Raw genomic sequence first — 21,485 nt, 5'->3', positions numbered from 1 at the left:
CTGTTAAAGATTTACCTGCATACAGGCCCGCAATGGCTTCTTGCTGAAAAGCCTCGAAATCAAATTTCTTTTCCATGGTGACTATGCTTAAGCTAAGTTAATAATTTTATAGCTTTGACACAGTTCCGTTTACAGTCTCAATTTATTAAAAGGCCGTCCTATAAGTTCGGCCTTTTGTATTGTTACAAATGGCTTGCAATATGGTTATTTTGAGTTAAAACCCGTTGCTTTTAGGTTGGAGCTGTGTCCCGAACAATGGGTTGCGCAGCAGCTCGTGCTTTAGTCTAATGATTTAATATTGAACTGTGCCTTCTCTCCCTTTATTCTCTCTATTTTGCTTAAGTCAATCAGTTTATGTGCTACTTCTTGAGCTAGATTTAGATTTAGATCAAGAGATGTTGGAATTGCCACAGGGAAAGGTATTAGTTTGCCTTTATTCTCAGAAAATGGTACAGGAAAAAATGTCTGGAAGGAAAAGTTTTGATAACTTAATACTAATAGAGTTCTAGGAATTTCTCTATTGATTGACTCTTTTCTTGTAAAAAGAACACACCGAATCTTGCTAGATGGGTTCCTAAAAGGAAATATTGAAAAGAACATGCTTGCTGGAAATATTGTGTCGCTTGACATGTCCATGAGCCATGTTAATACATCCTGGTATTTTCCAATAGTATTTTCTGGAATTAATGTTAGGCCAATTTTTATAAGGCTTCTGTAAATAAAATTAGGTATGTAGCTTGGAGTATCTAATATCAAATCAAACCCATTGGTATCTGGATGAAGCTCTTGGGGAAAATTATCAATGTGAATATAGTTTTCTATTGGATGATAAACAATAATATCCTGTTTGTATTTCGGAAATTTATTTCCTTTCTTCTTTACACCTCCTAATGCGTTGTATGGAAGCATGAAGTTTGCAAATTCATTTTCAAATTTACTGAAATATTGATTGCAGTTATCACATTCAAATGTTGCAATTAGGCTTTTATTTCCAGTAAACTCAGGAATAGCATGAGCAACAGAGTTGAATTTTACCTCAGGAAATCCTTTATTACAAAAGCGACATTTTTTACCAACAGCGTCTTTCAGATAGTTTTTGGTATGAGACTCGTTATAATCAACTTCAGTTGAAACTAGAATGTCGTATTCACTTGCTAAGGTTTCTAAATCTCGCAATGCTTCGTTATTTATGGGATAAGTAGATCTTATCAACATGATGAGATTGTAGCATGACCGCCAATTATTTGTATAAAAGGCGAACGAGACGCGAGCAAAGTATGGCTTTTACGCATTATGTAACTATTTGCAATTAAATATTATTAATTCTAACTGTACAATTTTTTTTGAATCATCAGAATGCTTAAATGTATAGCTAAATGAGGAATCAAAACGTTGACCTATATAGCTGTTAAATTGTTTGTGTTCTTTTATTTTATAGGTCGCTTTAGTTAATAATTCAGAGAATCCTTTTATGTCTTTATTGAAGATAATTAACGCTACCTTTTCATCACGCCAAGTTACATATCTGTCAAACAGTTGATCAATAGCCTTTAGCAATTCACCTTCTCCCTTCCATAACTTACATTCCGCTATAAAAACATTTAGACCACTACGATCCTGGATTAAAATATCTGTTTTTCCTATTTTATTAAAAGTTTCGCCTGTTGCCGAATGGTTTTTTGAAATTGCATTAAGATAAGGGAGAAAGTATTCCCTAAAACCCTCTTCATCAAACTTGTCATGCAAATTTTTTAGTTTCTCTAAATTTCTGCCAAAAACATAAATGTGATTTAAGATGTCACTGTATCCTTTGTTACTAAGAAGTGATATTTGCTCTTCAAAAACAGGGTCCAATTCTCCGGTTTCGAAATACGATTTTAAATTCGCATTAACCTCTTGCTCAACTTCGCTAATATCATACATATTAGCTGGATACACAGTAATGTCCCGTTCTTTGTTTTCTGTAATATTAGCCGTTCGAATTGAATCAAGTGAAGACAATATCGAAGCAACTTGTTCAATTTTGGATTTATCTTTAACAAATACTTTTAAATAATCTTTGTCGAAAGTATTTCTTTTTTCAATGGCGAAGCTTTGAGGCATGGGTTTTAAATTTTGAATTAGTGGCGTTATTTTATCAAAATAATCTTTTTCATTTTTAAGCCATTTTTTAATGATTTTAACATACTTAATCTCAGTTCTGTTGTACTCAATAAGTAACTCAGTTTGTTTAATTGAATGAGCTTCACCGATTAAGTCTAATTGATGTTTCTTGGCATCAGAAATGATTCCTTTTTGTAGTAATTCAGGAGTGTTAAATGATAGCAATAAACTCTTAGTTGTATTGATTAATATTTCAACTAGTTCAACCTCTGTCTTAATTTTAAATTTAGTCAATCCTGAAAATCTATTGAAGGATGGTTCGTAAAGGACGATCCCAAACGGTGTTTTACTTTTAACTTGCCTTTTTACTCTTTCAAAATAACTAATAGAAGGAAAAGTTTTAAGCCACTTATCAAGTGTAGATTTTAAGTTGTTTATATCCGTATTTGTTCTTTCAGTATTATCCGAAACCTTTTTTAAAAAATCTTTCAACTGACTACGCTTCCAGTTTGGGTATTCAAACTCTATTGGCTTAATATTTAAAATCCAATGTTGTACATAGGAGAAATAAAGATGTGAACCGACACCTGGTGTTCCAAAACTCTCAAAATTATAAGATAAATAATCAGTAACCTCTTTATACCAATTTGGCTCATTCATCTTTTGAGCAATAAAATTTTCGGTAAGTGAAATTTGATTAATGATCTTATTAGGTACATAATCAAACTCTTCTTTTTTAAACCAAGATTTCGCTTTGAGTATCTTATGGTCATCGCAGCAATCAGGAAATTTGTTAAACCAGTCTGTTATATTTCTTTCTAATGAACTATGATATTCACAGCACTTAGGATAATTTTCTTTTGGTTCGTAATCTGCAAAAGGGTCTGTATCATATCCGAAGTCACAGATAAACTCCCCATCAATTTGAAACAATTCATTTCTATTCATTGCCTCAATGAACCTTGCAGGATCTGGAAGTTCGATTCTTATATTACGATGCACAGAATTTCATTACTATTAATTACACACAACTATTGGACATAGCATAGATATTAAACCAACTAATTATTATCTATGTATAAATTATACTAACAATATACTACATATAAACCTCTTATTTTTGACCTCCCTGAGCTCCTCCCATTTTTAGGCCTGGTCAAAAGTAGAGGATTCGGGTTTCACTATATTATGTTCCACCCACTCATTCGGTGTCTTGTCACCTAGTGAACTATGGGGACGGAAGTGGTTGTATTCTTGTCTCCAGGCTTCGATTTTCTCCCTGGCATCCTCTAGTGACAAGAACCAGATGGTGTTCAGGCACTCGTCCCTGAAGCTACCGTTGAAAGACTCGATAAAGGCGTTATCTGTAGGTTTTCCGGGCCTGGAGAAGTCCAGTATTACCTTGTTGTCATACGCCCACTTATCCAACGCCCTAGAGATAAACTCACTCCCATTGTCTACTTGTATACGCTGAGGCACCAGATTGTTTTCCTGTTTCAGCTTTTCCAAGGCAGCTACCACGTCTTCTCCCTTCAGGGACTGTCCCACCAAGATATCCGGGCATTGGCGGCTATAATTATCCACTATCGTTAAGCAGCGAAGTTTACGGCCATCGAAGAGCTGATCAGCCACAAAATCCATACTCCAGCACTCCTGATTACTGGAGAGCTCAGGCCGCTCCAGCCGGTGGGCTGCAGCCTTGTTCCTTCTCGGGCGCTTGGTCCTCAGATTCAGCCCTTCCTCTTTGTAGAGGCGATGTACACGCTTGTGTTTGTCTTTCCAGCCTTCCCGCCGGAGCAGGATAAAGATACGCCGGAAGCCGTATTGGATCCGCACCTGAGCTATCTCCTGCATCCGCTTTCGAATCACGGAGCTATCTCTTGCCTTGGAGCAGTAGTACCAGCCCGAGCGATGGAACCGCACTACACTGCAAGCTCTAACAATAGAAACCCGGTAATCATCCGTCAATCTTAAAGCCAGCCCCTTCAACTGAGCTGGCTTTAAAGCTTTTTTCGCAGTACACCTGCAGCATCTGTTTGTGTCTTGTCCGGAAAAATGTTGACCATAAAATGCTTAATTTATGGAACAACTTTCAAAGCTACGTATGCAGGATCATGAGCTTACGATGCGTCAAATGGTGGAAGAGATTCACCGTGGCCTGCTCAACATCAAGCAAGCGGCTGCCAAGTTTGAGGTCAACCGTGATACAGTCAAACACTGGCTGGATAAGGTAGAACAGGAACACTTGTCGATTAAGGATAAAGTCCCTGTTAAGCCGTCCCCCAGAAAGAAAAAGGCATCCGCTCCCCAGCCTGAAGAGGCAACTGCTCAAATCATGGAGCTGCAGACGAAACTGCAGGCTTTAGAGCAGGAGTTGGAGGCATCTAAATTCAAGGCGCTCTACTATTCCACCCTCCTTAAGATTGCAGAGCAGGAGCTGGGTATTGACATCGAAAAAAAGTCCGCTACCAGGCAATCCGGTTCATGCAGCTAAACTACCCACACGTACATATTCGGGAGCTGGAAAGATTGCTTGGGTTCACCCGCCAGGGCTATTATCAGTATTGGCAGAGGCAAGGCAAACAGGTAAACTACGAGGAGCAGGTAATAGAACTAGTTAAGCAAGTGCGTCAGGATCATCCCCGCATCGGGGGCAGGAAACTGTACCAGCTGCTTCAGCCTGAACTAGACAAAAGGGGAGTAAAAGTAGGTAGAGATGCTTTTTTTAATCTGCTCTCTGAGCGTGGGATGCTTATCCGAAGGCGCAGACGCAAAGCGGTGACTACTTTTTCCCGTCACCGGTTCCGCAAGTACCCCAACCTGATCCGGGAGCTGCTGGTGGAGCGGGTTAACCAGGTATGGGTAAGTGATATCACCTATTGGTTTACTCCTTACGCCTGTCTCTATATCTCTTTGGTGACAGACAGTTACTCAAGAAGGATCATGGGCTATGCAGTGGCTGAAACACTGGCGGCCGTTCACAGCAAAGAGGCCCTTCTCATGGCTTTAGAGCATATAGACACGAGAAGTGGCAAGCACCTGATCCACCACTCCGACCGGGGCATCCAGTACTGCAGTAAAGAGTACGTTGAGGTACTGGAATCCTACAGCGTCCAGATCAGTATGACGGAAAATGGAGATCCTCTGGAGAACCCGATAGCTGAGCGGGTAAACGGCATCCTCAAGCAGGAGTACCTGCATCACCAGCAGGTATACTTTCTGGCGCAGGGACAGGCAGTACTGGAGCAAGCCGTCTTCCTCTACAACTATAAACGTCCTCACCTGAGCTGTGACATGCTCTCTCCGGAACAGGCACATCGGCAGACAGGACAACTGCGGAGGAGATGGAAAAACTACTTTAAGAAAAAAGTATTGTCAACTTATGCGGACAATGAAAAACAGGATGAACCTGTAGTGGTCAATTTAAGTAAGGATTAACAACAAATCGGTCAACACTTTTCAGGACGGGTCATCAGCAACTATCTCTCATTAAATGGCCGTATTATGAGATTAAAATATCAACGAACAGTGTCTGACTGGATCTCCGACAGCATACGCACTGCCTACGCGCAGCATACGCAGTGCCTACGCATGAGAGCAAATCATAGGAGCAGCTGTTGTGCACTAGCAACACCACTAATGGCTATTGTACGTGGTTTTGATGCTTTTTTGGTTGTTTTTAGAAGAAATGATAGCGTATGGAACCTCCCTTTGATACTGTTGGGACACCTACCACCTGCCTACGCGACAGCCTACGCAAACCCTACGTTCTGCCTACGCAGTGCCTACGCAATGTATAGATCCTAAACCTAAGATGTGTAGAGGAATAGCCACATGCTCTAATCGAATCAGCTGATCCCGGATCTCATTTAACCGGCGTTTCAAGAGATTGCAAATTTGTAAACCTATATCAGGACAAGACAAGCTGCCCTATCCTAAAATAGAATCTTGGCTTGCTAATTATGTTGGATAAATAGCATATATTAAAGTGAAACAGGAATTTGAATTTTCAAACCATTAAAAATGAAATGAAATGAAATTAGGAGCATTTTCAGTAAGTCTTAGCGTTAAGGATATCAAAGCTTCAAAGCAATTCTATGAGAATCTTGGGTTTCAAGTTTTTGCAGGGGATCTTGAGAAAAATTATCTGGTAATGAAAAATGAGAACGCCCTCATCGGACTGTTCCACGGAATGTTTGAGAACAACATCTTGACATTCAATCCCGGCTGGGATGAGAATGCCAACAAAATAGAATCATTTGATGACATTAGACAAGTTCAGCAACAACTCAAGAAAAAAGGCATTAAGATCGAGAGCGAAGCTGATGAAACTACTTCAGGTCCTGCAAGTTTCATTATTCTGGACCCAGATGGGAATTCTATTCTGCTAGACCAGCATGTTTAATTAGCCATCGGTAAAGCCCTAATTACATCTCATCAAATCACTGGTTTCCGAGGACAGATTTTCTAATTGCCGGAAAGTGCTATATTTGAGTTGTGCTGATTAGAAACATTCACCATACGACAATACAGGATGAATTCTTTTGGAGGGGATAAGATGCATGGGTCGATCTTCGTATTTCTGAAGCGGTTCGTGGAGTCCACGCATAATTACAACACCTGGGTGTATATCCTGGAGAAGGAAGGTATGCAAGAACGGCATACCGCGCCTTACCAGATGAACGAGGTATACCCCATTGAGGAGCTATTTACGATCATGTCCGCCGCCGCTCGTAAGACAGGTGTGCCTCACCATGCTTTCCAGGAGAGGCTCGGTAAGTTCCTGGTGCCGGACCTGCTGCTGGTTTTCAAGCGCTTCGTGGACCCCTCCTGAAGAACGTACGAGATGCTGCTGCACATCGGTTCGCACATGCACGGGGGCATCAAGCGGGAGAACCATGAGACAAACCCGCCCCCCTTCACGTGTCCCAGGTGGGCAGGAATATGCTCATCATCGACTACCACTCCAAAAGAAGGATGGCCGGCTTTGCCATCGGCATCATCAAAGGGCTTGCCAGCTACTTTGACGAGGGCGAGAAGGTCAGTGTGCTTCCGGCCACGGAGCCTGACGCCAAGCGGGTGCAGATCCGGGTCCAGTTCCTGTAGGACTGTTTCAAAACTAATATAGACTTACTTCACCCAAAATTGGCTCGTCAGCTTTCTGGATCTTAAGAAATCCGAATTTTCTGGGATACTGGGGAGCAATGGAGCAGTGTATCAGAGTGTGTCAGAAGATACTATTCTTGCCTCTTCCTGGGGCATATAAGCAGCCCCCTTTGGCAACGATTGACAACGAAAAGCAACGGTTAGTAACGAGAGGCAACCACTGCTCCTACAGGTATCGAAATACTGCCATTTCTTGGGATGGGGCAGCGGGTGACCTGTGCTAAAAAATGTTGCCCAATTGTTAATCCTACCTTACCTTGACCGTCCATGAATTGCCGGAACCGTAAAGCTTATTATATTGTTGCCTGATACACCGACCTCTGCATCGGATGTCTCCGGAATTTAATTTAATAACAGCGCCAGCAACCTAGGAAGCAAATGCAGGGGGGCAGCTGAAAAAATAAATCTGATTTTATATGAAAACCATTTCAACGCTTTTACTGTCCGCAGCTGCCATTTCACTCCTTAGTTGCTCTGGTGGTGAGAACGCAAAATATAAGGATGCTGTAACTACAGCACCTGCTCCGGTTACAACTGCGCCTGCCGCCTCCGCACCAGCTATACAGCCTGCTTCAGTTGCGAAAAACCCGGAACACGGGCAGCCAAACCACCGCTGCGACATAGCGGTAGGTGCGCCCCTGAGTGCGCCGCCGCAGCCAAACCTGAACGCTGCATCGCCGCAGTTTTCTCCCCAGGCACGTAAAGCTGTGGCTCCGGCTAACAATCCTCCACACGGAGAGCCAGGCCATGTATGTATGTAATTCCGGAAGTTTAAGAACAGTTCACGATAGCTGATGCGATGCTCCAACAGGCGCAGCTTTACCTGTAACAGCTATTTTAACCGGTTTTTACACTGTTCCAGCATGCCGGGGCAGCAGCTTGAGCAGCAACAGCAAGCAGTTGCTGCTCAAGCTTGTAACATAAAATCGGCGTTTCCTGGGATGACTATTTGTTAACCTATACTAAAGGAAGACGACCGGAAAGATAGATTTTCTGCTTCACATCACGGTAGTGTAAGCGTAACAGCGTTACAGCGGCACCCTGGGGTAATTGAAAATCTCTGTCTCCTTGCCGCCCTTACTGCTCAGCAGGCGGCTAGGGCGGCAACTCTGCGCCACTTCATGTGCTTTTGCGAGCGCCTGCGCTTCATCGGCGAAGGCCTCTACAAGCTCTTGGTTGTGGTCCAGCACGCACCATTGCTGCTCTTCCTCACTCCACTGCACATGGTACGTCCTCACCGCTGCCTGTTCTTTGTTCGTGACTAAATTAAGTATGACCTTCCCGTCGCTGTAGTTGCCGTCTGGGTAGGGCATGGGGAGCAGTGCAAAAAAGATATAGTACTGGGAGAAATAGGTAAACTGGTACGTAAGCATCCCCGCCTCCAGCATGTTGTTCTCAACAAGACAAACCACTGCCACCGCTGCCAAAGCGTTAAACAACGCTCCTCCGGAGAAGATAAGGATATTGGCAAAGCGATGATTGCGCCTCAGGTTGTCGAAGGTGCAGAGGCCGTACAAAAAATAGTATTTGCGCACTTCCAGCATCCCCAAGCGGAAGAGCATGGCACCCGAATGTTTCTGCCTCCCATCAGCCAGGCGAAGAACACATGCCCCGCTTCGTGCAGAAAAGAAATAACCGGAAGCACCAGGAAGAAGGCCAAGAAGAATTTCGGGATGTCATTTACTCCAAACATAGCTCTATATGTACGGATAAAGGAAAAGGAGTTATGTGCTTTCCTTATTGTTTATCGTCTGTGTCTCGGGATGCTATAGTGGAGAACGTGCATATGGCCTGTAGCCGCGAATTGAGCAGTCAATATATGACGCAGCGGTTGAATCCCATGATGCATAGTGGAAACTAGTAACACTATTTGACATAAGAGCCGTTATCAGAAAAACCCCATTTCCAGCCTCCTGGAGGGGGTGCCGGTTTTGGTACTTTCGCGGGAGGCAATACTTAGCGCAGCAATCCCGTATAGGATACTTGAGCTAGAGATACAACAAGAATGGTGAAGCTTAAAGTACAAAGGGTATTACTTGTGGACGATGATGACGCCACTGTTTATATAACAGGAAGGCTCCTGAAGCAATCTGGGCTAGAAGTAGATTTATTGGTAGCCAGGAACGGTGAGGAAGCCTTGGCTATAGTAAGAGAACTATGCAAGGAAGAGCACTGCCCGGAATTAATTCTGCTGGACATCAACATGCCCGTAATGGACGGCTTTGAGTTTTTAGAGGCGCTTCAGCAATCCGCTGACTTGAGTGCCACCGCCATTAGGATTGTAGTGCTTAGCAGCTCTACACATTATCTGGATAGGATAAGGGCAAAAAGCTATCCGGTGGTTGATTATGTCGAAAAGCCCCTTACCATAGAGAAGCTATCCAGGTTTCTATAACGGGTGCCGACCGATTGTCGCTTTCTGTACATTTCAACATCAAACAGCTCTTTATTCAAAGGCAAATTATCAGACAGGCTATGTTTAGCAATGGCTTTTTATAACAAGAATCTGTTGTGTGCCGGGAAGCCGGCGCTCCTATAGGCTCTCACTGCTCGGCATGCCAAAAAAGTACAGTCTTGTGTCAAGTATTGCTAATAGAACCCGACACTACTTTATCTAAGAAAAATTTTGAAAGTACTTCCTTCTCCTTCCTTACTTTCCAGTTCAATTTTCCCGTAGTTGCCATCCACTATTTTGGCAACCAAGCCTAAACCAACTCCCGTACCTTCTTCACCGTTATTATCATCCACTCTCTGATGCATGGCAAATATCCTTTTATGGTGCTCCTCTTTTATACCCGAGCCGTTGTCTGCCACTTCCAGTAAGGTATACCCCTCTGTTAAGGTTGTTTTTATCCTGATCTCAGGCTTTCTGTGGGGCAACCTGTACTTGATGGCATTTGTGATCAGGTTCAGCAAAATGCTGCGGATATGCTTAGTCGGGTATCTGATAAAGGGAGCTTCGGAATAATCTTCGTGAAAAATAGCTTGGGTGCTCTCTATGTCCCTGTTTAAGAAAAGTTTGATATCAGCTACCACATCCTCAAATGACTGGTAGGAATAGCTTTCGGTTTCTTCCTGGGCCGATCTGGCCATATCTGTAATAACATCCTTGAACTTTAAGGCTGACTGACGCATCAAATCAACAAGATGAAACATCAACTTATTGTTTTCATTGCTTTCCAGACTTTCTTTAAGCACGGAGGCAAGCGCCTCTATGTTATTTATTGGGGCCTTAAGATCATGAGAGGCAGTATAAGCAAAGTTGTCTAGCTCTGTATTCATTTTCTTCAATTCTTCAATCTTGCTGTACAGCTGGTCGTGGAGCTTCTTTTTCTCTGACTGGTCCTGCGTGATTTTAACATAGCCAACCAGGTTACCGGCCTCATCAGTGATCTTTGTCAGTACCACATAGGCCCAGAACAGCTCCCCTGTCTTGGTTCTTCTCCAATTCTCCGTCTCGTACCTGCCAGCATTCCCAGCGATTTTTATTTCATTTTCAGGCATGCCCTCGTCTCTCAAAAAGCCAGGAAAAAGGATTTCATAGTTTTGCCCTATCGCCTCTTCAGGCTTGTAGCCCTTCATCAGCTCGCAGCCTATATTCCAGGTTAGGATGACGCCATTTTCATCCATCATGAAAATGGCAAACCCCTTGACTTCTGCAACAATCTTTGGAAAATAGGATTCTAAGGGTTTCTTAATCATCATTATTCGGCTTAACGCATCTTTTTAAAATAAGCATCTTATACTCATGCCATCGAATATAGTTGGTTGTCGTGCTACAAAATTAAAGCCGAACCTGAAGCCAGGGCTTAAGGGCCGGAGTAGCCGGGTTAAGTACTGGGTCAGCTATAAATATAAACTTTGTTTAACATAATTTGGCTTATCAGCCATTGGCAGAGCAGATATTTTACACCTCAAGAAAGCACCTAATTCCGGGGAAGCAACAATTGGTAACAAAAGGCAAGGTCTTACAATAGCTGTTCCTGACAGTCTCCGGTCGCACAGCTATTGCTTTTGCATTGCTAGTAAAAGTATGATGCTTCTGAGTGGCTCCTCTTTCTGACCGACACAGCACAACCGCTCTCTTTCTAGACAAGCTGAATTAAAATTTAGATTAACTTTGTCCTTAAAACTTCTCTATATGATTATCTATCAAAATGGGTTTATGTCGCTCGATTACAATCCTTCCACAGACATTTTGAATGTGGAGCTACCCAATGTCATGGAGATTGGAGTAGCTGAGTTGAAGCGCTCCCTGGAGATCGTGGCGGAAAACATCCAAAACTACCATATCAAAAGGCTCCTGCTGGATTCAAGCAGGGTCCTGGTAGATCAGATAGAGGATGAGGAATACAAAGGAATAGTAGGCCAGTTTCTCGCTAACCTGATGAAAACTCGTTTAGAGAGAATAGCCCGCGTGAATTCTTCCAGGCTTGCCCATGAGAAGAGAGTACTTCAGGTTACTGCTGAGGCCACACAAAAATTGGGCACTTCTATCACTGTGAAAACCTTCACAGGCAAACCTGAGGCTTTAAGCTGGCTACTAGTGCAGGAAAACTCATGAAGCATATGATCTTTTGGGACAGTAATGGCCTGGGACAGCTGCAAAGGAGAAAGCAGCTTCTTGATTCCAGCTCTATACTGCTTCACAACAGCAACAACAGCTAATTGGCGCTTTTTCCTGGTGTAGGTCTCTACCAGCTTATACAGCCCAATATGAGGGGTAACTCCAGGCAAGGAGGAAAATACGCTATAGAAGGTAGACCGGCCATCATGGGCTGAACGGAAACTACGGAAGCAGCCAGGACTTTGCCTCCTCCATGTCCTGAAACACCTCCAGCTCCATCCCTCCCGTCATCGCAGGGTTCTGCTGGAGTGCCTCCTGAAGCATGATTCCGGTATCAGATCCAGGCTATGCAGGCTCACGACGCAGGCCGTGCGGTACTGTAGCCGGAGGTCCAAGGCTGGCAGGAATTCTTTCACTGTCCAGAGCTGATCCGTTATAGTGGTATAATGGGTCTTGCGCATGTCAATTAGCCACAAGCGGAGCCCTTTATCTTGTCGCATAACTTTAGTCGAAAGGAGTCAGTAAAGGCCCTTTTTTAGGAAAGGTTAAATTTCAGGCTCTTTCCAAGCTTTGTGTAGGGCTGTTTAACTGACCCAAATGAACACCACTAGGAAAAAAGTAGTTCTTGAGTCAAAGGAGGCACTTTTAAAGAAAAAGTTATGCGACATGATAAGGCGTAGCCCTTGTGCCCGCGCGTGTCGCAGCACCGTCTCCATCACCTGCCTGAAAGACTCTCCGCTGGCGTGCTGCAGCCAAGTGAGCTGGAGGAACACACTGTTGGCACAGCCTGTCTCTAGCCGGGCGTATTCATTCTGAAAAATCTGAGTTTGCTTCATAGATACAGGGTGCGGCATTGGCGCTTACCTCTTCACTGGCCTTTCTCTCGCAGCGCCTGCCTCTTTAAAAAGACCGATATAGCAAGGATAATGAATCATGGAACAAATACTTCTTGGTATACTCATAAAGCATATTAAATTTTCCTGTCCATTCTTTTTGCGCCAGTCCCAGCGGACAGGCCTCTTTCCGGGGCAGGTCAATTATCCAATACCGGCAGTTGAGCTATGTCGCCAGTAGCTACCCTATCGATTCAAAAGCTAAAATCAATGGCACCAATTAAAATGTACTTTTAAGGCAAGTCCATAGCATTATTAAAATAAGTTGTATTCTTCCGCTAAAGATGGAATCAATGCGTTCGCCCCCGTGTCTGTCTTTAAACTTTTAGCCAAAGTTGATTCTCATAGTCTTGGATTAGTTGTCAGTCGGTATGATAGGGTAGTCTGTGGCTACCCTTTTCCTTTTTAGAACCTGCCGAGAAGCGCTCTTCACCCCGTATCCTATTGCCAGCCAAAACAACGTAAGGCAACAGGCCGCGACTACCTGAACCAGATGGCTATTTCTGTTTTACTAGCTACGGACTGATAGGACGCACCGCCTTTCATGCCGCCCATCCCGGCTATCTGAAGTACACTGTAAAAGTGGTCCCTTCCCCCACCCTACTCTCCACCTCTATCCTGCCGCCCATGTCCTCTACCATGCCTTTGACGATGAAGAGCCCAATACCGGTGCCCTCCACATTATCATGCAGCCTGGTGTAGCGGTTAAAGATCGCCTGCTGCTTGTCCTCCGCTATGCCCACACCGTTGTCACGGACCCGCAGCAGGATGTACTCCCCCGCCTTCTCTGTGGTGATGGTAATCGCAGGCTCGCCAGCCGGGTTTCTGTACTTGAGGGCGTTGGAGAGCAGGTTGTAGACGATGCTCCGGACATTCTTCCGGGAGAAGCTGACCTCCGCTTCCCTAATCTGGGTGCTGACCTTAGCCTGGGTTTCCGCTATCTTATCCCTGAGGGCGAGCTTGGCGTCCTCGATCACATTCTCAAAGTTCACACGCTCAGGCTCCTTGGCAAATGCCGTGTCGTTCTCGATGTCAACGAGCTCCTCCACCGTCCTGCGCAGGTTGACCACCGACTCGCTGAGCATGTCGATGATCTGCCTGTTGTCCTCCTCGCTCTTTGGAGTTTCTCTAAGTATGCTTATCAGGCCCTCTATGTTGGAGAGCGGTCCTTTGATGTCGTGGGAGATGGAGTGGATAATATTCTCGTAATTCCTGTTGAGCTTCTCGTACCCCTTCAGGATCTGGATGCGGTCATTGATGTCGATGAAGGTGATGATGACGCCGTTCGTCCTGTTTTCCTTCTTAATGATGTAGGGCAGGATATTCATCTGATACCATACCTTGTCGGTCGTCTGGATCTCCTTCTCCAGGTCCTGGCTGCTCTCGATCACCTCGCTGATGTTCTCGACGATGGTAGGGAAGCGGATGTTGTTGGACACCTCGTCTATGTGCCTGCCCACGTCGTCAGCTGAGAGCTTGAAGTGCTTCATGGCCGCGGGTGTGAACTTGCGCAGGACCATGTCGGCATCCACGAAGAGCTGCGGGATAATGGTGTTGTTGAAGTAGTTCTCAAGCTCATCGTTCAGCTCCATGAGCTTCTCAAGTTTACCTGTCTTTGTAGATGGGTCTCCCATGCCTAGTGACTTTTATCAAGTTTTATTCTGTAAAGGTACCAATACAGTAGCGTTATTCACTTTAAATCTGAATGAGTAACTGTTCAACGCGAGTTTTTCCTGATGATGACCGAAACAGGTAACTGCAGGTAGCGAACCCGCTACTGTGGCAACAGCCTTGCGCTCATTGCGTATGTTACCTGCTGTAGAAAGGCAGTGGCAAGCAGAACTGTCCCGTATTCATCCGTATCTCCTAGCTGGGAATACGGATGAATACGGATTGATTTCAGTATTTATGCACTTTAAATACTTGGTTTTATCCCCTTTCTTATGCGTATAGAATAGGGTGCTATTAAAAAATCAAGATGTTGGGGTACTTCAAGTTAAAGCTGATAAGAGGGGACAGTGACGATGCGGGACTGTGGGTCACTGTAGCAGCAAAGAGCATCGGGGAAGCCATCGTGAAAACAGACGAGGCCTTTGCGGACAGCTCCTACCGTATCTGTGACGCCACAATGGCAGAAATCTCCGAGGAGGAGTTCCTCTGCTTGCAAAGGCAGTCCATCCACGTGACCACCTCGATCTGCCCTCCCCTTATACAGAATCAGGCGCGCCTGACTTACCAGAAGGCCCAGCTTCTGTCTGTGACCGCCGCACGTTGATTTCCCATGGACATAAAAAGAAAAATCTATGCGCAAAAAGATGACCCATCAGCAAACCCGAACCACCTCTCCCCTGCGGCAGGGGTGGCTGGACCTGGAACAACTGGCACAGGTAGAGGTCTCCTCCGAGGAGCAGGCACACCCCGTCGAGCGGGCCCTCACGGACACAGCCGTGGACGGAGAGGGGTGGTTAGCAGCGCAGCCGGGCGAGCAGACGATACGGCTCGTATTTGACGCGCCGCAGCGGGTGAGCCGCATCCGGCTTCTCTTCCGCGTCAGGGGGCAGGAGCGAACCCAGGAGTTCCTGCTGCGCTGGCAATGTGCCGGTGATGAGGCTTACCGGCAGATCATCCGGCAGCAGTACAACTTCAGCCCGCAGCACGGCACCGAGGAATTGGAGGACTATGCGGTGGAACTCATCGGGGTAAAGGCGCTGGAGCTCAGCATCATCCCCGACATAAGCGGGAGAAAGGCCTATGCCTCCCTTGCACAGCTACGCCTGGGTTGAAGGCGGGAGGATCGACTGCACCGATACGGTTACTTAGCAGGCAGCGTGTCTAAGGTCTGCACCCAAAAGCTTTTTAAACGCTTAACGATAAAATGCCTCCGCTTTTATGCTTCTCACTATCGGCAGTTATAGGTGCGTTCTGGGTGCAGGATGCCGTACCTGTACCAGGCTGCCTGCTGATAAACCACCAAATTCCGGGACGGAGCCGCTGCAGCAATCCGTTTTCCCCGGCACCCGGTTGCAGGAAGTGACGATGCCCAGCAACACTTGAGGTGTTAGAGGAGAACCTTTCTGTCGTTTCCCTGCAGGGAAAGGCTAGAGCGCCATTCTTTGGAGCCATTCTCCTGCTCGCTCCTCGTCCTCGAAGGACTTTAGCTTAAACTCACCTGTGACCGTATTCGAGAACAGCTCATAAGAGCGCTGCCCATAGATTCCGGGGGAGAGGACATGGGCGTAGTGTTTGACCCCCAGGGCCTTCGCCTGCGGGGACCATCTAAAGACCAGCCAGTTGACGGCCACGTCCCAGGGGCCGATCAGCTCCCTGTTACTGTTCAGGATCCCCTGGCAAGGCCTCTCCCTTAGCATGGACAGGACCAGATTTCCGCCCATGACGATGGTCTCCAGCGATTGCAGGCCTATCCAGTTGACGGCTATGTAACCATGCTCATCCATCCTCCTGGCTTCAAAGAAGTTGAAGCCATTTGCCTTCTTAAGTTCTCTATAATCTATCAACAGTATTCATATATCTTTGGTGGGTGCCCTGCCTCCCGCTGCAACCAGCGCTGGCCGTATCCTCTGCCGGAAGCGCACGGTGTTCTACAGAAAGCCCTTCATGGCTGCCACAGTCTCCCCCGGGGCACTCAGGTTCGGGCAGTGGCCGGTAGCCTCCAGGACGACTAGCTTGCTGCCGGCTATACGTCGGTGCGTAAACTCTCCTACGGATAAAGGAGCTATGGGGTCTTCCGAGCATTGCAAGATCAGGGTGTCGGCCGTGACCAGCGGCAGGTCCTGGCGGTTGTCGGAAAGGAAGGTGATGCGGGCGAAGTCGGCGGCAACCTCCCTGTTGCTCCTGCAGAAGCTCCCCGCCAGCTCCTGGCCTAAGGCAGGCCGCTCCGGGTTGCCCATGATAACGGGCGCCATGGTGTTCGCCCAGCCCAGGTAGTCGCTCTCAAGCGTACGCAGCAAGCTGTCGATGTCCCGCCGGGAGAACCCGCCGATATAGTCCCCGTCATTGATGAAGCAAGGGGAGGGGCTGACGAGCACCAGCTTCGAGAATCGCGTCGGCTCCATGTTGGAGGCCAACACCCCTATCATGGCACTGACAGAGTGCCCCACAAAGATCACATCCTGCAGGTCCAGCGCTCGGCAGATTTCCAACACATCGGCTGCATAGGCCTGCAGGGAGGAGTACTTTTGCTTGGAATAGGCAGCGGCATCGGAACCGCCGAACCCGATATGGTCGAAGAGCACCAGCTTATATTCCTGCTCAAAGGCCGGTGTTATGTAGCGCCACATGTTCTGGTCACAGCCATAGCCGTGAGCAAACAGCATGGGCTTGAGCCCTTTCCCGGTAATAGTTACATTGTGCTTCTTTAGTGTTTCCATGTGCGTTGCGTATAGTGACCTTGATTGTTTGCCCATGGGTGATGCCTGACCCTAGGCTATGGTTAAGCCGCTCCGCAGAGGGCAAGGCTCACCCAGAAACCTGAGTTGAACATAGAAGGAGACAGAAGGTGGCCTCCCACTGTGAAACCACAGCTTTGAGCTAAAGTTAAGCATAAAGGCTTGGAATGTGGCCAGAAGTATGTCTTCTTACAGAGGATGCGATTTAAATGTGATGATACTTTAAGGCAAGAGCCCATTTTTCAAGCAGTTCTAGTCTGCCATGTCTAGGTGGTAAGTGGTACAGTTGACGCATGTTGCATGGTCTCAATATTAGCAGAGAGTGAACAGGGTGACACATAGCCTCCAAATAAGTAAAGATCGTGTCTTTCAATAAAGCCCATATATTAGACTATTTATTTTTAGCAGCCGCGCTGTACATATCTTATCAGGGCCTTTACCACCAGCTGAATCAAGTGGCTGTGCTTCAGCTTAGCCCTACTGCTCCTCCTTGCACTTCTGTCTTCACCGATCCTTAAAAAGAAGTTTGATAGCGATCTCCTCCTACAATAGTTACGATAGGCGATAAGGGAGATTATTATGCGTTGTGTTATTAAAATAAATTCCTAAGCATTCGAATGCTAGAATGTGTATATTCATACGGCTAAAGGTTTACCTGCTTCTCATAACAGGTCAGTACAGAAAGGCTCCCTATTGAAAGGAGCCTTTCTTCATTCAAGCCAGTCACTGAAGCATATTCTCATGAATGAACGCAACGCTGCCCCCTGCTCCAGCAGATGGATGGTAAAAGAAAGGCACAGAGCATATGGCAAGACCTTCGATTGCACCCCAATCCCAGGAGAAGTTGCTCCTCGGCAATCGGCAGCAGGACATAGGGCGGTACTAATATTGGTTATTAACTGCCCTTGGTGCTGATAAAACCTTTTATGTTTAGTAGGAAATTCAATGTGAATATACTATCCAGCACAAATTACTTTGGGGAGCCATCTGTGCAAAGCATTTTAATCAATGTGAATTAATCACATAACAATCACCAATTAACAGAATGATACCATTATTAGGTGATTCATACGCATTTAGCTATGTAAGGAAAAAGAGTGAGCTGCTTTACCGCTTCAGGTTGTTGCATGTATCCTCTGACCAGGCTCTCAAGCAGTTTCTCTATCTGCTGTAGGTCAGCAAAGACCTGATTGGCTGTCCACTTGCGGAGTTCCTCAAAGAAGCGCTCCACCGGGTTGAGCTCTGGGCAGGCGGTAGGCAGCCGCTGCCAGTCCAGCCCGTACTGCTCCCAGGGCTGGGCCGTGTGGGCGGCGGCCCCGTCTCCGATGAGCAGGACGGGACCTGCGCCTTTCTCCCTGAGGTGAAGCTCCAGCTCCCGGAGGAACACCCCGAAGCCGGCTTTGTCCAGGTGGGGCAGCAGCATGGCGAACACGTCGCCGGTGAAGGGGCAGAGGGCCACGTACAGGTAAGCCCACTCATAGCCCAGCCGTAGTTGGCAGCAGGGCCTTCTGCCTTGTCTGGACCAGCGGCGGCGCGAATGGGTGCGCGTGCCATAGCGCATCTCATCGGTGAAATAGGTGCCAGTGCCGTAGGGACTGCTTAGTTGTGTAAAGTTTTTTTAAAGGCCATTTCCCCGGCCTCATCCTTGCGCACATTCACCGGGCGGCCCGTTTTGAGCTTGACCTTGAGGCGGGCGAGCAGCATCGAAGGCCGGATTGGGAGTAGTGAATGCCCATCTCCTGCTCCAGCCACTGGATCAGCTGTTTTTGGGTGGTGACATCGTCCTGGTCCAGGCGCTGCAGCAGGCGGGCCTGCTGGTTGCTGTCGAGCTTGGCCCAGCTGCCTTTGTAATGATTCTCCAGAAGGGAAGAAAGTCCCTGGCTGCGATACTGCTTCCACAGCAGCTGGCTCTGCCGGAGCTTGAGCCCTACCAACGCACCTGCCTGTTGCTGGGTCCGGGCGGTGCCTTCCTTGAGCAGGCGGATAAAGCGCACGCGGTCCCTGATACGTGCCTGCTTCTGCTCCTTCTCCAGCCCGAGAAGCTCATCTACTCCTTCTTTGATGAACTCCTGATAAATTATGCTTGCCATGTCTTCAAAGTAAGACATACGTAAAAGTCAGTCAATAATGGTATGAGATGGTCCCCTACCCTTCCTCTTGCTAAGGAATTTAGTCACTACTGCTGCTTATTGAATTTCATTTAATCCTTCGTTTAAATGAAAACCGTTTCCGGGATAATAAACATGCTGGAAACAAAGATTTTGCTTTTTATAAATGCCTTTTATCAAATCAAATTTCATGTAATTGCTTTGCAACGGGTTTAGTGAAAAGCTAACTTGGAAGGTAAGCGAGGCAGACAGGAGAACCTCCTTCGTTCAAATCGCCCATCAAACAGCATCAAGCCTAACGTCCATTCCTGCTCTTAACCTTTGTCCTAAACACTCCTCCAACAGCAAATCAGGCACGCAAGGTCTCCGTTAACAATGCACTTGTACTCTTTGAGGCTAAGGAATTAAAAAAGGCCGCCGCTCCCACCTAAAACGTGTACGCGGCAGCCTTCTATGATGGCATAGCTTGCACTTCCGATTTCTGGTGTTTATATTAACTAACTGAAACAACCTTCTTTCCCCTCAGCTGGTCCTATTCCAAGTACTTGCTAGAAGATAAGGAGAGAATTTTCCTGGCAAGATGAGATCCTAAACTTCTCACCCCCAAGCTGGGAAGGAGGAGTAGCTGCAGGATGTTACGTACAGATGGTCACCCTGAAATAGCCGACACCATGAAGCACCTGAAGAAATTCCTGACCCGCCTGCAGACCTTCGAGCTCCGCCTGATCCAAAGGAAAGTGTATGTGGGTCCGTTCGACTACAAGGAAGTGACCGGCTACGACCTACGGCACGAGACGCACTACGATGATGCCGCTGTATTCGAGAGCAAGCTCCGGCTCCTCTCTGAAACAGCCGCCCTGGACCTGCTTCCTCTCCGCCACTCGCAGCTGCAACTCGTCCTGGAGCAGCTAACCGAAATTGAAAAACGGTTCAAGTCCTTCTGGGTCCGCTTCCACAACCACGTTCCGGGCTATGGGCAGGACTACCCGCCTGCCTACCTGTACAATCTGCGCCTGCCTTTCCTTTTTGTCACACACAACTTGCAGCCCGCGCATGCTGACATAGCGGTTTGTGAGGAGTTTGCAGATGACCTGAGCGAGTCGGTCAAGCTCCGGGAATCCCTGCTGGCCAACCTCCTCCTGCATGTAAGATCGCTGCTTCCCGCCAATGAGGAGCAGGTGCCAGTAGTGGATGCCCCCGTTCCTGCCAAACCTGTGGCAGCCTACCCTCGCTTCGTGGATGGGGTAGCCGAAAGGCTCTTCGAGATCCTCAAGGGCTACTTCAGCCTCGAGGACCAGCAGCAACTCCTGCCCCTCCTGCTGGAAAACACAGGTGTCACCTCCCCCCTGCTCTTCCACGGGAACGGCAACCAGCTGGCCGATGCCTTCAAGCAGCTCTACGAATCCAACCTCCTCGTCGGCTGCCTCAAAGGCGAGCTGGAGGCCTGGATCTCCCGGCACTTCGCCTACGTCTACCGCAGGCAGCAGCGAACCCTGCCGCCCAATTACCTGGCCGCCCTCATCTCCTCCAACGCCAAGCCCTGCCAGTCCCCTATCCTGGATGTGCGGAAACAAACCGACGGCACCTACGCCGTCTTCCCCGTCCTGCGCACCCAGAAAAACTATATCATCCCGTAGGAAACAGGTAGGAAGCGAGACTGCCCTCTTGCAGCCCATCCAAACAAGCCCCTACCATTGCAGCATAAATCAAAACACACGCTGCCATGGAACACTTCACCTTCGAGCAACTGCCCCAGGCCCTGCGCCTGCTGCACGAGAAAATGAACCGCATCGAGCGACTGCTAGTTGAGCAACAGCCCCCACAGGAAAGGGAGCTCCTGCTCAACGTCTCCCAGGCCGCCGCCTTCCTCCACCTCTCCGTGGCTACTCTCTACACCAAGGTCAGCGGCCGGGAGGTGCCCTTCAGCAAGCGGGGCAAGCGCCTCTACTTCCGCAAGAGCGAGCTGGAGGAATGGGTCCGGGAGGGACGCCGGAAAACCGTCTCCGAAATTCGGCAGGAGGCCGTGCAAAAGGCAGGTAACAACGGCAGGAAGCGCTAATCGGTTATCTGCCTGCCATGGAAAACAAGCACTACCCCCTGGGCAGCCCGGAGAGCTACATCCGGGTCCAGACCTCCTACTACAAGCGCTGCCGGCAGCCTACCCTGCAGGGCGACTTCACCGAGCTGTGGGTCCCCTGGTCGGCCGAGACCCTGCGCCAGGACCTCTCGCGCCAGCAGGTCA

24 protein-coding genes and 2 pseudogenes are annotated in these 21,485 nt (G+C 47.4%); 13 read left to right on the top strand and 13 right to left on the bottom strand.

Annotated features, from left to right (window positions below):
- Positions 1-279 precede the first annotated feature (279 nt).
- From FVR03_RS20345 to FVR03_RS20335, 3 genes and pseudogenes are all read right to left on the bottom strand, one after another.
- A complete protein-coding gene (locus FVR03_RS20345) occupies positions 280-1,176 on the bottom strand; it encodes an HNH endonuclease (RefSeq protein WP_187270237.1) in 897 nt (298 codons plus the stop codon).
- A 123-nt stretch (positions 1,177-1,299) separates the two neighbouring features.
- Positions 1,300-3,105, bottom strand: coding sequence for a hypothetical protein (locus FVR03_RS24780; protein WP_222707284.1), 1,806 nt, complete (start codon positions 3,103-3,105; stop codon positions 1,300-1,302).
- 144 nt (positions 3,106-3,249) lie between these two features.
- Positions 3,250-4,116 (bottom strand): annotated as a pseudogene (locus FVR03_RS20335) (IS3 family transposase); the annotation flags it as partial.
- A 67-nt stretch (positions 4,117-4,183) separates the two neighbouring features.
- On the opposite strand from FVR03_RS20335, the gene FVR03_RS20330 reads away from it, so the two are divergent.
- From FVR03_RS20330 to FVR03_RS20305, 6 genes are all read left to right on the top strand, one after another.
- Entirely contained in the window at positions 4,184-4,597 is a 414-nt protein-coding gene (locus FVR03_RS20330; RefSeq protein WP_255474324.1) for a helix-turn-helix domain-containing protein, read from the top strand.
- Positions 4,588-5,541, top strand: a complete 954-nt coding sequence (locus FVR03_RS20325; protein ID WP_147923614.1) for an IS3 family transposase — start codon at positions 4,588-4,590, stop codon at positions 5,539-5,541. The genes FVR03_RS20330 and FVR03_RS20325 overlap by 10 nt, the downstream gene beginning before the upstream one ends.
- Before the next feature lie 595 nt (positions 5,542-6,136).
- Positions 6,137-6,508 carry a VOC family protein gene (locus FVR03_RS20320; RefSeq protein ID WP_147923613.1) on the top strand — a complete coding sequence of 124 codons (372 nt, stop codon included), beginning with the start codon at positions 6,137-6,139 and terminating at the stop codon, positions 6,506-6,508.
- A 129-nt stretch (positions 6,509-6,637) separates the two neighbouring features.
- Entirely contained in the window at positions 6,638-6,937 is a 300-nt protein-coding gene (locus FVR03_RS20315) for a heme NO-binding domain-containing protein (RefSeq protein WP_147923612.1), read from the top strand.
- Positions 6,938-7,026: 89 nt separating this feature from the next.
- Complete coding sequence (locus FVR03_RS20310; RefSeq protein WP_255474323.1) at positions 7,027-7,209, top strand: heme NO-binding domain-containing protein; 183 nt, start codon at positions 7,027-7,029, stop codon at positions 7,207-7,209.
- A gap of 476 nt (positions 7,210-7,685) precedes the next feature.
- Positions 7,686-8,030, top strand: a complete 345-nt coding sequence (locus tag FVR03_RS20305; RefSeq protein ID WP_147923610.1) for a hypothetical protein — start codon at positions 7,686-7,688, stop codon at positions 8,028-8,030.
- A gap of 267 nt (positions 8,031-8,297) precedes the next feature.
- Here the strand turns inward: FVR03_RS20305 and FVR03_RS20300 are convergent, their stop codons facing one another.
- Entirely contained in the window at positions 8,298-8,831 is a 534-nt protein-coding gene (locus tag FVR03_RS20300; RefSeq protein WP_255474322.1) for a hypothetical protein, read from the bottom strand.
- A 443-nt stretch (positions 8,832-9,274) separates the two neighbouring features.
- On the opposite strand from FVR03_RS20300, the gene FVR03_RS20295 reads away from it, so the two are divergent.
- Positions 9,275-9,664 carry a response regulator gene (locus FVR03_RS20295; RefSeq protein ID WP_147923609.1) on the top strand — a complete coding sequence of 130 codons (390 nt, stop codon included), beginning with the start codon at positions 9,275-9,277 and terminating at the stop codon, positions 9,662-9,664.
- Positions 9,665-9,879: 215 nt separating this feature from the next.
- Here the strand turns inward: FVR03_RS20295 and FVR03_RS20290 are convergent, their stop codons facing one another.
- Complete coding sequence (locus tag FVR03_RS20290; protein ID WP_147923608.1) at positions 9,880-10,974, bottom strand: PAS domain-containing sensor histidine kinase; 1,095 nt, start codon at positions 10,972-10,974, stop codon at positions 9,880-9,882.
- A 436-nt stretch (positions 10,975-11,410) separates the two neighbouring features.
- Between FVR03_RS20290 and FVR03_RS20285 the strand changes: the two genes are divergently transcribed.
- Complete coding sequence (locus FVR03_RS20285) at positions 11,411-11,833, top strand: hypothetical protein (protein WP_147923607.1); 423 nt, start codon at positions 11,411-11,413, stop codon at positions 11,831-11,833.
- Between the two features lie 290 nt (positions 11,834-12,123).
- On the opposite strand, the gene FVR03_RS20280 is transcribed toward FVR03_RS20285, so the two are convergent.
- The 3 genes from FVR03_RS20280 to FVR03_RS20270 all read right to left on the bottom strand — a co-directional run bounded on the left by FVR03_RS20280 (position 12,124) and on the right by FVR03_RS20270 (position 14,363).
- Positions 12,124-12,336 carry a hypothetical protein gene (locus FVR03_RS20280; protein WP_147923606.1) on the bottom strand — a complete coding sequence of 71 codons (213 nt, stop codon included), beginning with the start codon at positions 12,334-12,336 and terminating at the stop codon, positions 12,124-12,126.
- A gap of 84 nt (positions 12,337-12,420) precedes the next feature.
- The gene (locus FVR03_RS20275) at positions 12,421-12,672 is read right to left on the bottom strand and encodes a hypothetical protein (RefSeq protein WP_147923605.1); all 252 of its coding nucleotides are present in this window, start codon (positions 12,670-12,672) and stop codon (positions 12,421-12,423) included.
- Between the two features lie 617 nt (positions 12,673-13,289).
- On the bottom strand, positions 13,290-14,363 hold the full coding sequence (locus FVR03_RS20270; protein WP_147923604.1) for a sensor histidine kinase: 1,074 nt from the start codon (positions 14,361-14,363) through the stop codon (positions 13,290-13,292).
- Between the two features lie 344 nt (positions 14,364-14,707).
- On the opposite strand from FVR03_RS20270, the gene FVR03_RS20265 reads away from it, so the two are divergent.
- Genes FVR03_RS20265 through FVR03_RS24770 form a run of 3 tightly spaced genes read left to right on the top strand, consistent with a single transcriptional unit; the run spans position 14,708 to position 15,512 of the window.
- Positions 14,708-15,004, top strand: coding sequence for a hypothetical protein (locus tag FVR03_RS20265; protein ID WP_147923603.1), 297 nt, complete (start codon positions 14,708-14,710; stop codon positions 15,002-15,004).
- A gap of 6 nt (positions 15,005-15,010) precedes the next feature.
- Complete coding sequence (locus FVR03_RS24775) at positions 15,011-15,238, top strand: hypothetical protein (RefSeq protein WP_222707283.1); 228 nt, start codon at positions 15,011-15,013, stop codon at positions 15,236-15,238.
- Positions 15,239-15,251: 13 nt separating this feature from the next.
- Positions 15,252-15,512, top strand: a complete 261-nt coding sequence (locus FVR03_RS24770; protein WP_222707282.1) for a hypothetical protein — start codon at positions 15,252-15,254, stop codon at positions 15,510-15,512.
- Between the two features lie 315 nt (positions 15,513-15,827).
- On the opposite strand, the gene FVR03_RS20255 is transcribed toward FVR03_RS24770, so the two are convergent.
- The 4 genes and pseudogenes from FVR03_RS20255 to FVR03_RS20240 form a co-directional block, all read right to left on the bottom strand.
- Entirely contained in the window at positions 15,828-16,244 is a 417-nt protein-coding gene (locus FVR03_RS20255; protein ID WP_147923601.1) for a hypothetical protein, read from the bottom strand.
- Between the two features lie 84 nt (positions 16,245-16,328).
- Positions 16,329-17,117: an alpha/beta fold hydrolase gene (locus FVR03_RS20250; RefSeq protein ID WP_147923600.1), complete on the bottom strand. Its 789-nt coding sequence runs from the start codon at positions 17,115-17,117 to the stop codon at positions 16,329-16,331.
- A 1,084-nt stretch (positions 17,118-18,201) separates the two neighbouring features.
- A pseudogene (locus FVR03_RS20245) lies at positions 18,202-18,699 on the bottom strand (transposase); the annotation flags it as partial.
- Positions 18,700-18,790: 91 nt separating this feature from the next.
- Entirely contained in the window at positions 18,791-19,243 is a 453-nt protein-coding gene (locus FVR03_RS20240; RefSeq protein WP_187270236.1) for a helix-turn-helix domain-containing protein, read from the bottom strand.
- A gap of 671 nt (positions 19,244-19,914) precedes the next feature.
- Here FVR03_RS20240 and FVR03_RS20235 point away from each other — a divergent pair.
- On the top strand, positions 19,915-20,880 hold the full coding sequence (locus FVR03_RS20235; RefSeq protein ID WP_147923597.1) for a hypothetical protein: 966 nt from the start codon (positions 19,915-19,917) through the stop codon (positions 20,878-20,880).
- 86 nt (positions 20,881-20,966) lie between these two features.
- A complete protein-coding gene (locus tag FVR03_RS20230; RefSeq protein WP_147923596.1) occupies positions 20,967-21,302 on the top strand; it encodes a helix-turn-helix domain-containing protein in 336 nt (111 codons plus the stop codon).
- On the opposite strand, the gene FVR03_RS24545 is transcribed toward FVR03_RS20230, so the two are convergent.
- Positions 21,299-21,485, bottom strand: a 187-nt coding sequence (locus FVR03_RS24545) for a hypothetical protein (protein WP_187270235.1), incomplete at its 5' end; no start/stop codon positions are given. The genes FVR03_RS20230 and FVR03_RS24545 overlap by 4 nt on opposite strands.

The organism is Pontibacter qinzhouensis (assembly GCF_008017455.1).
In the GTDB taxonomy this organism is placed as follows: Bacteria; Bacteroidota; Bacteroidia; order Cytophagales; family Hymenobacteraceae; genus Pontibacter; species Pontibacter qinzhouensis.
The sequence above is the reverse complement of the archived record's forward strand: the minus strand, read 5'-3'. Positions and strand labels throughout refer to the sequence as shown.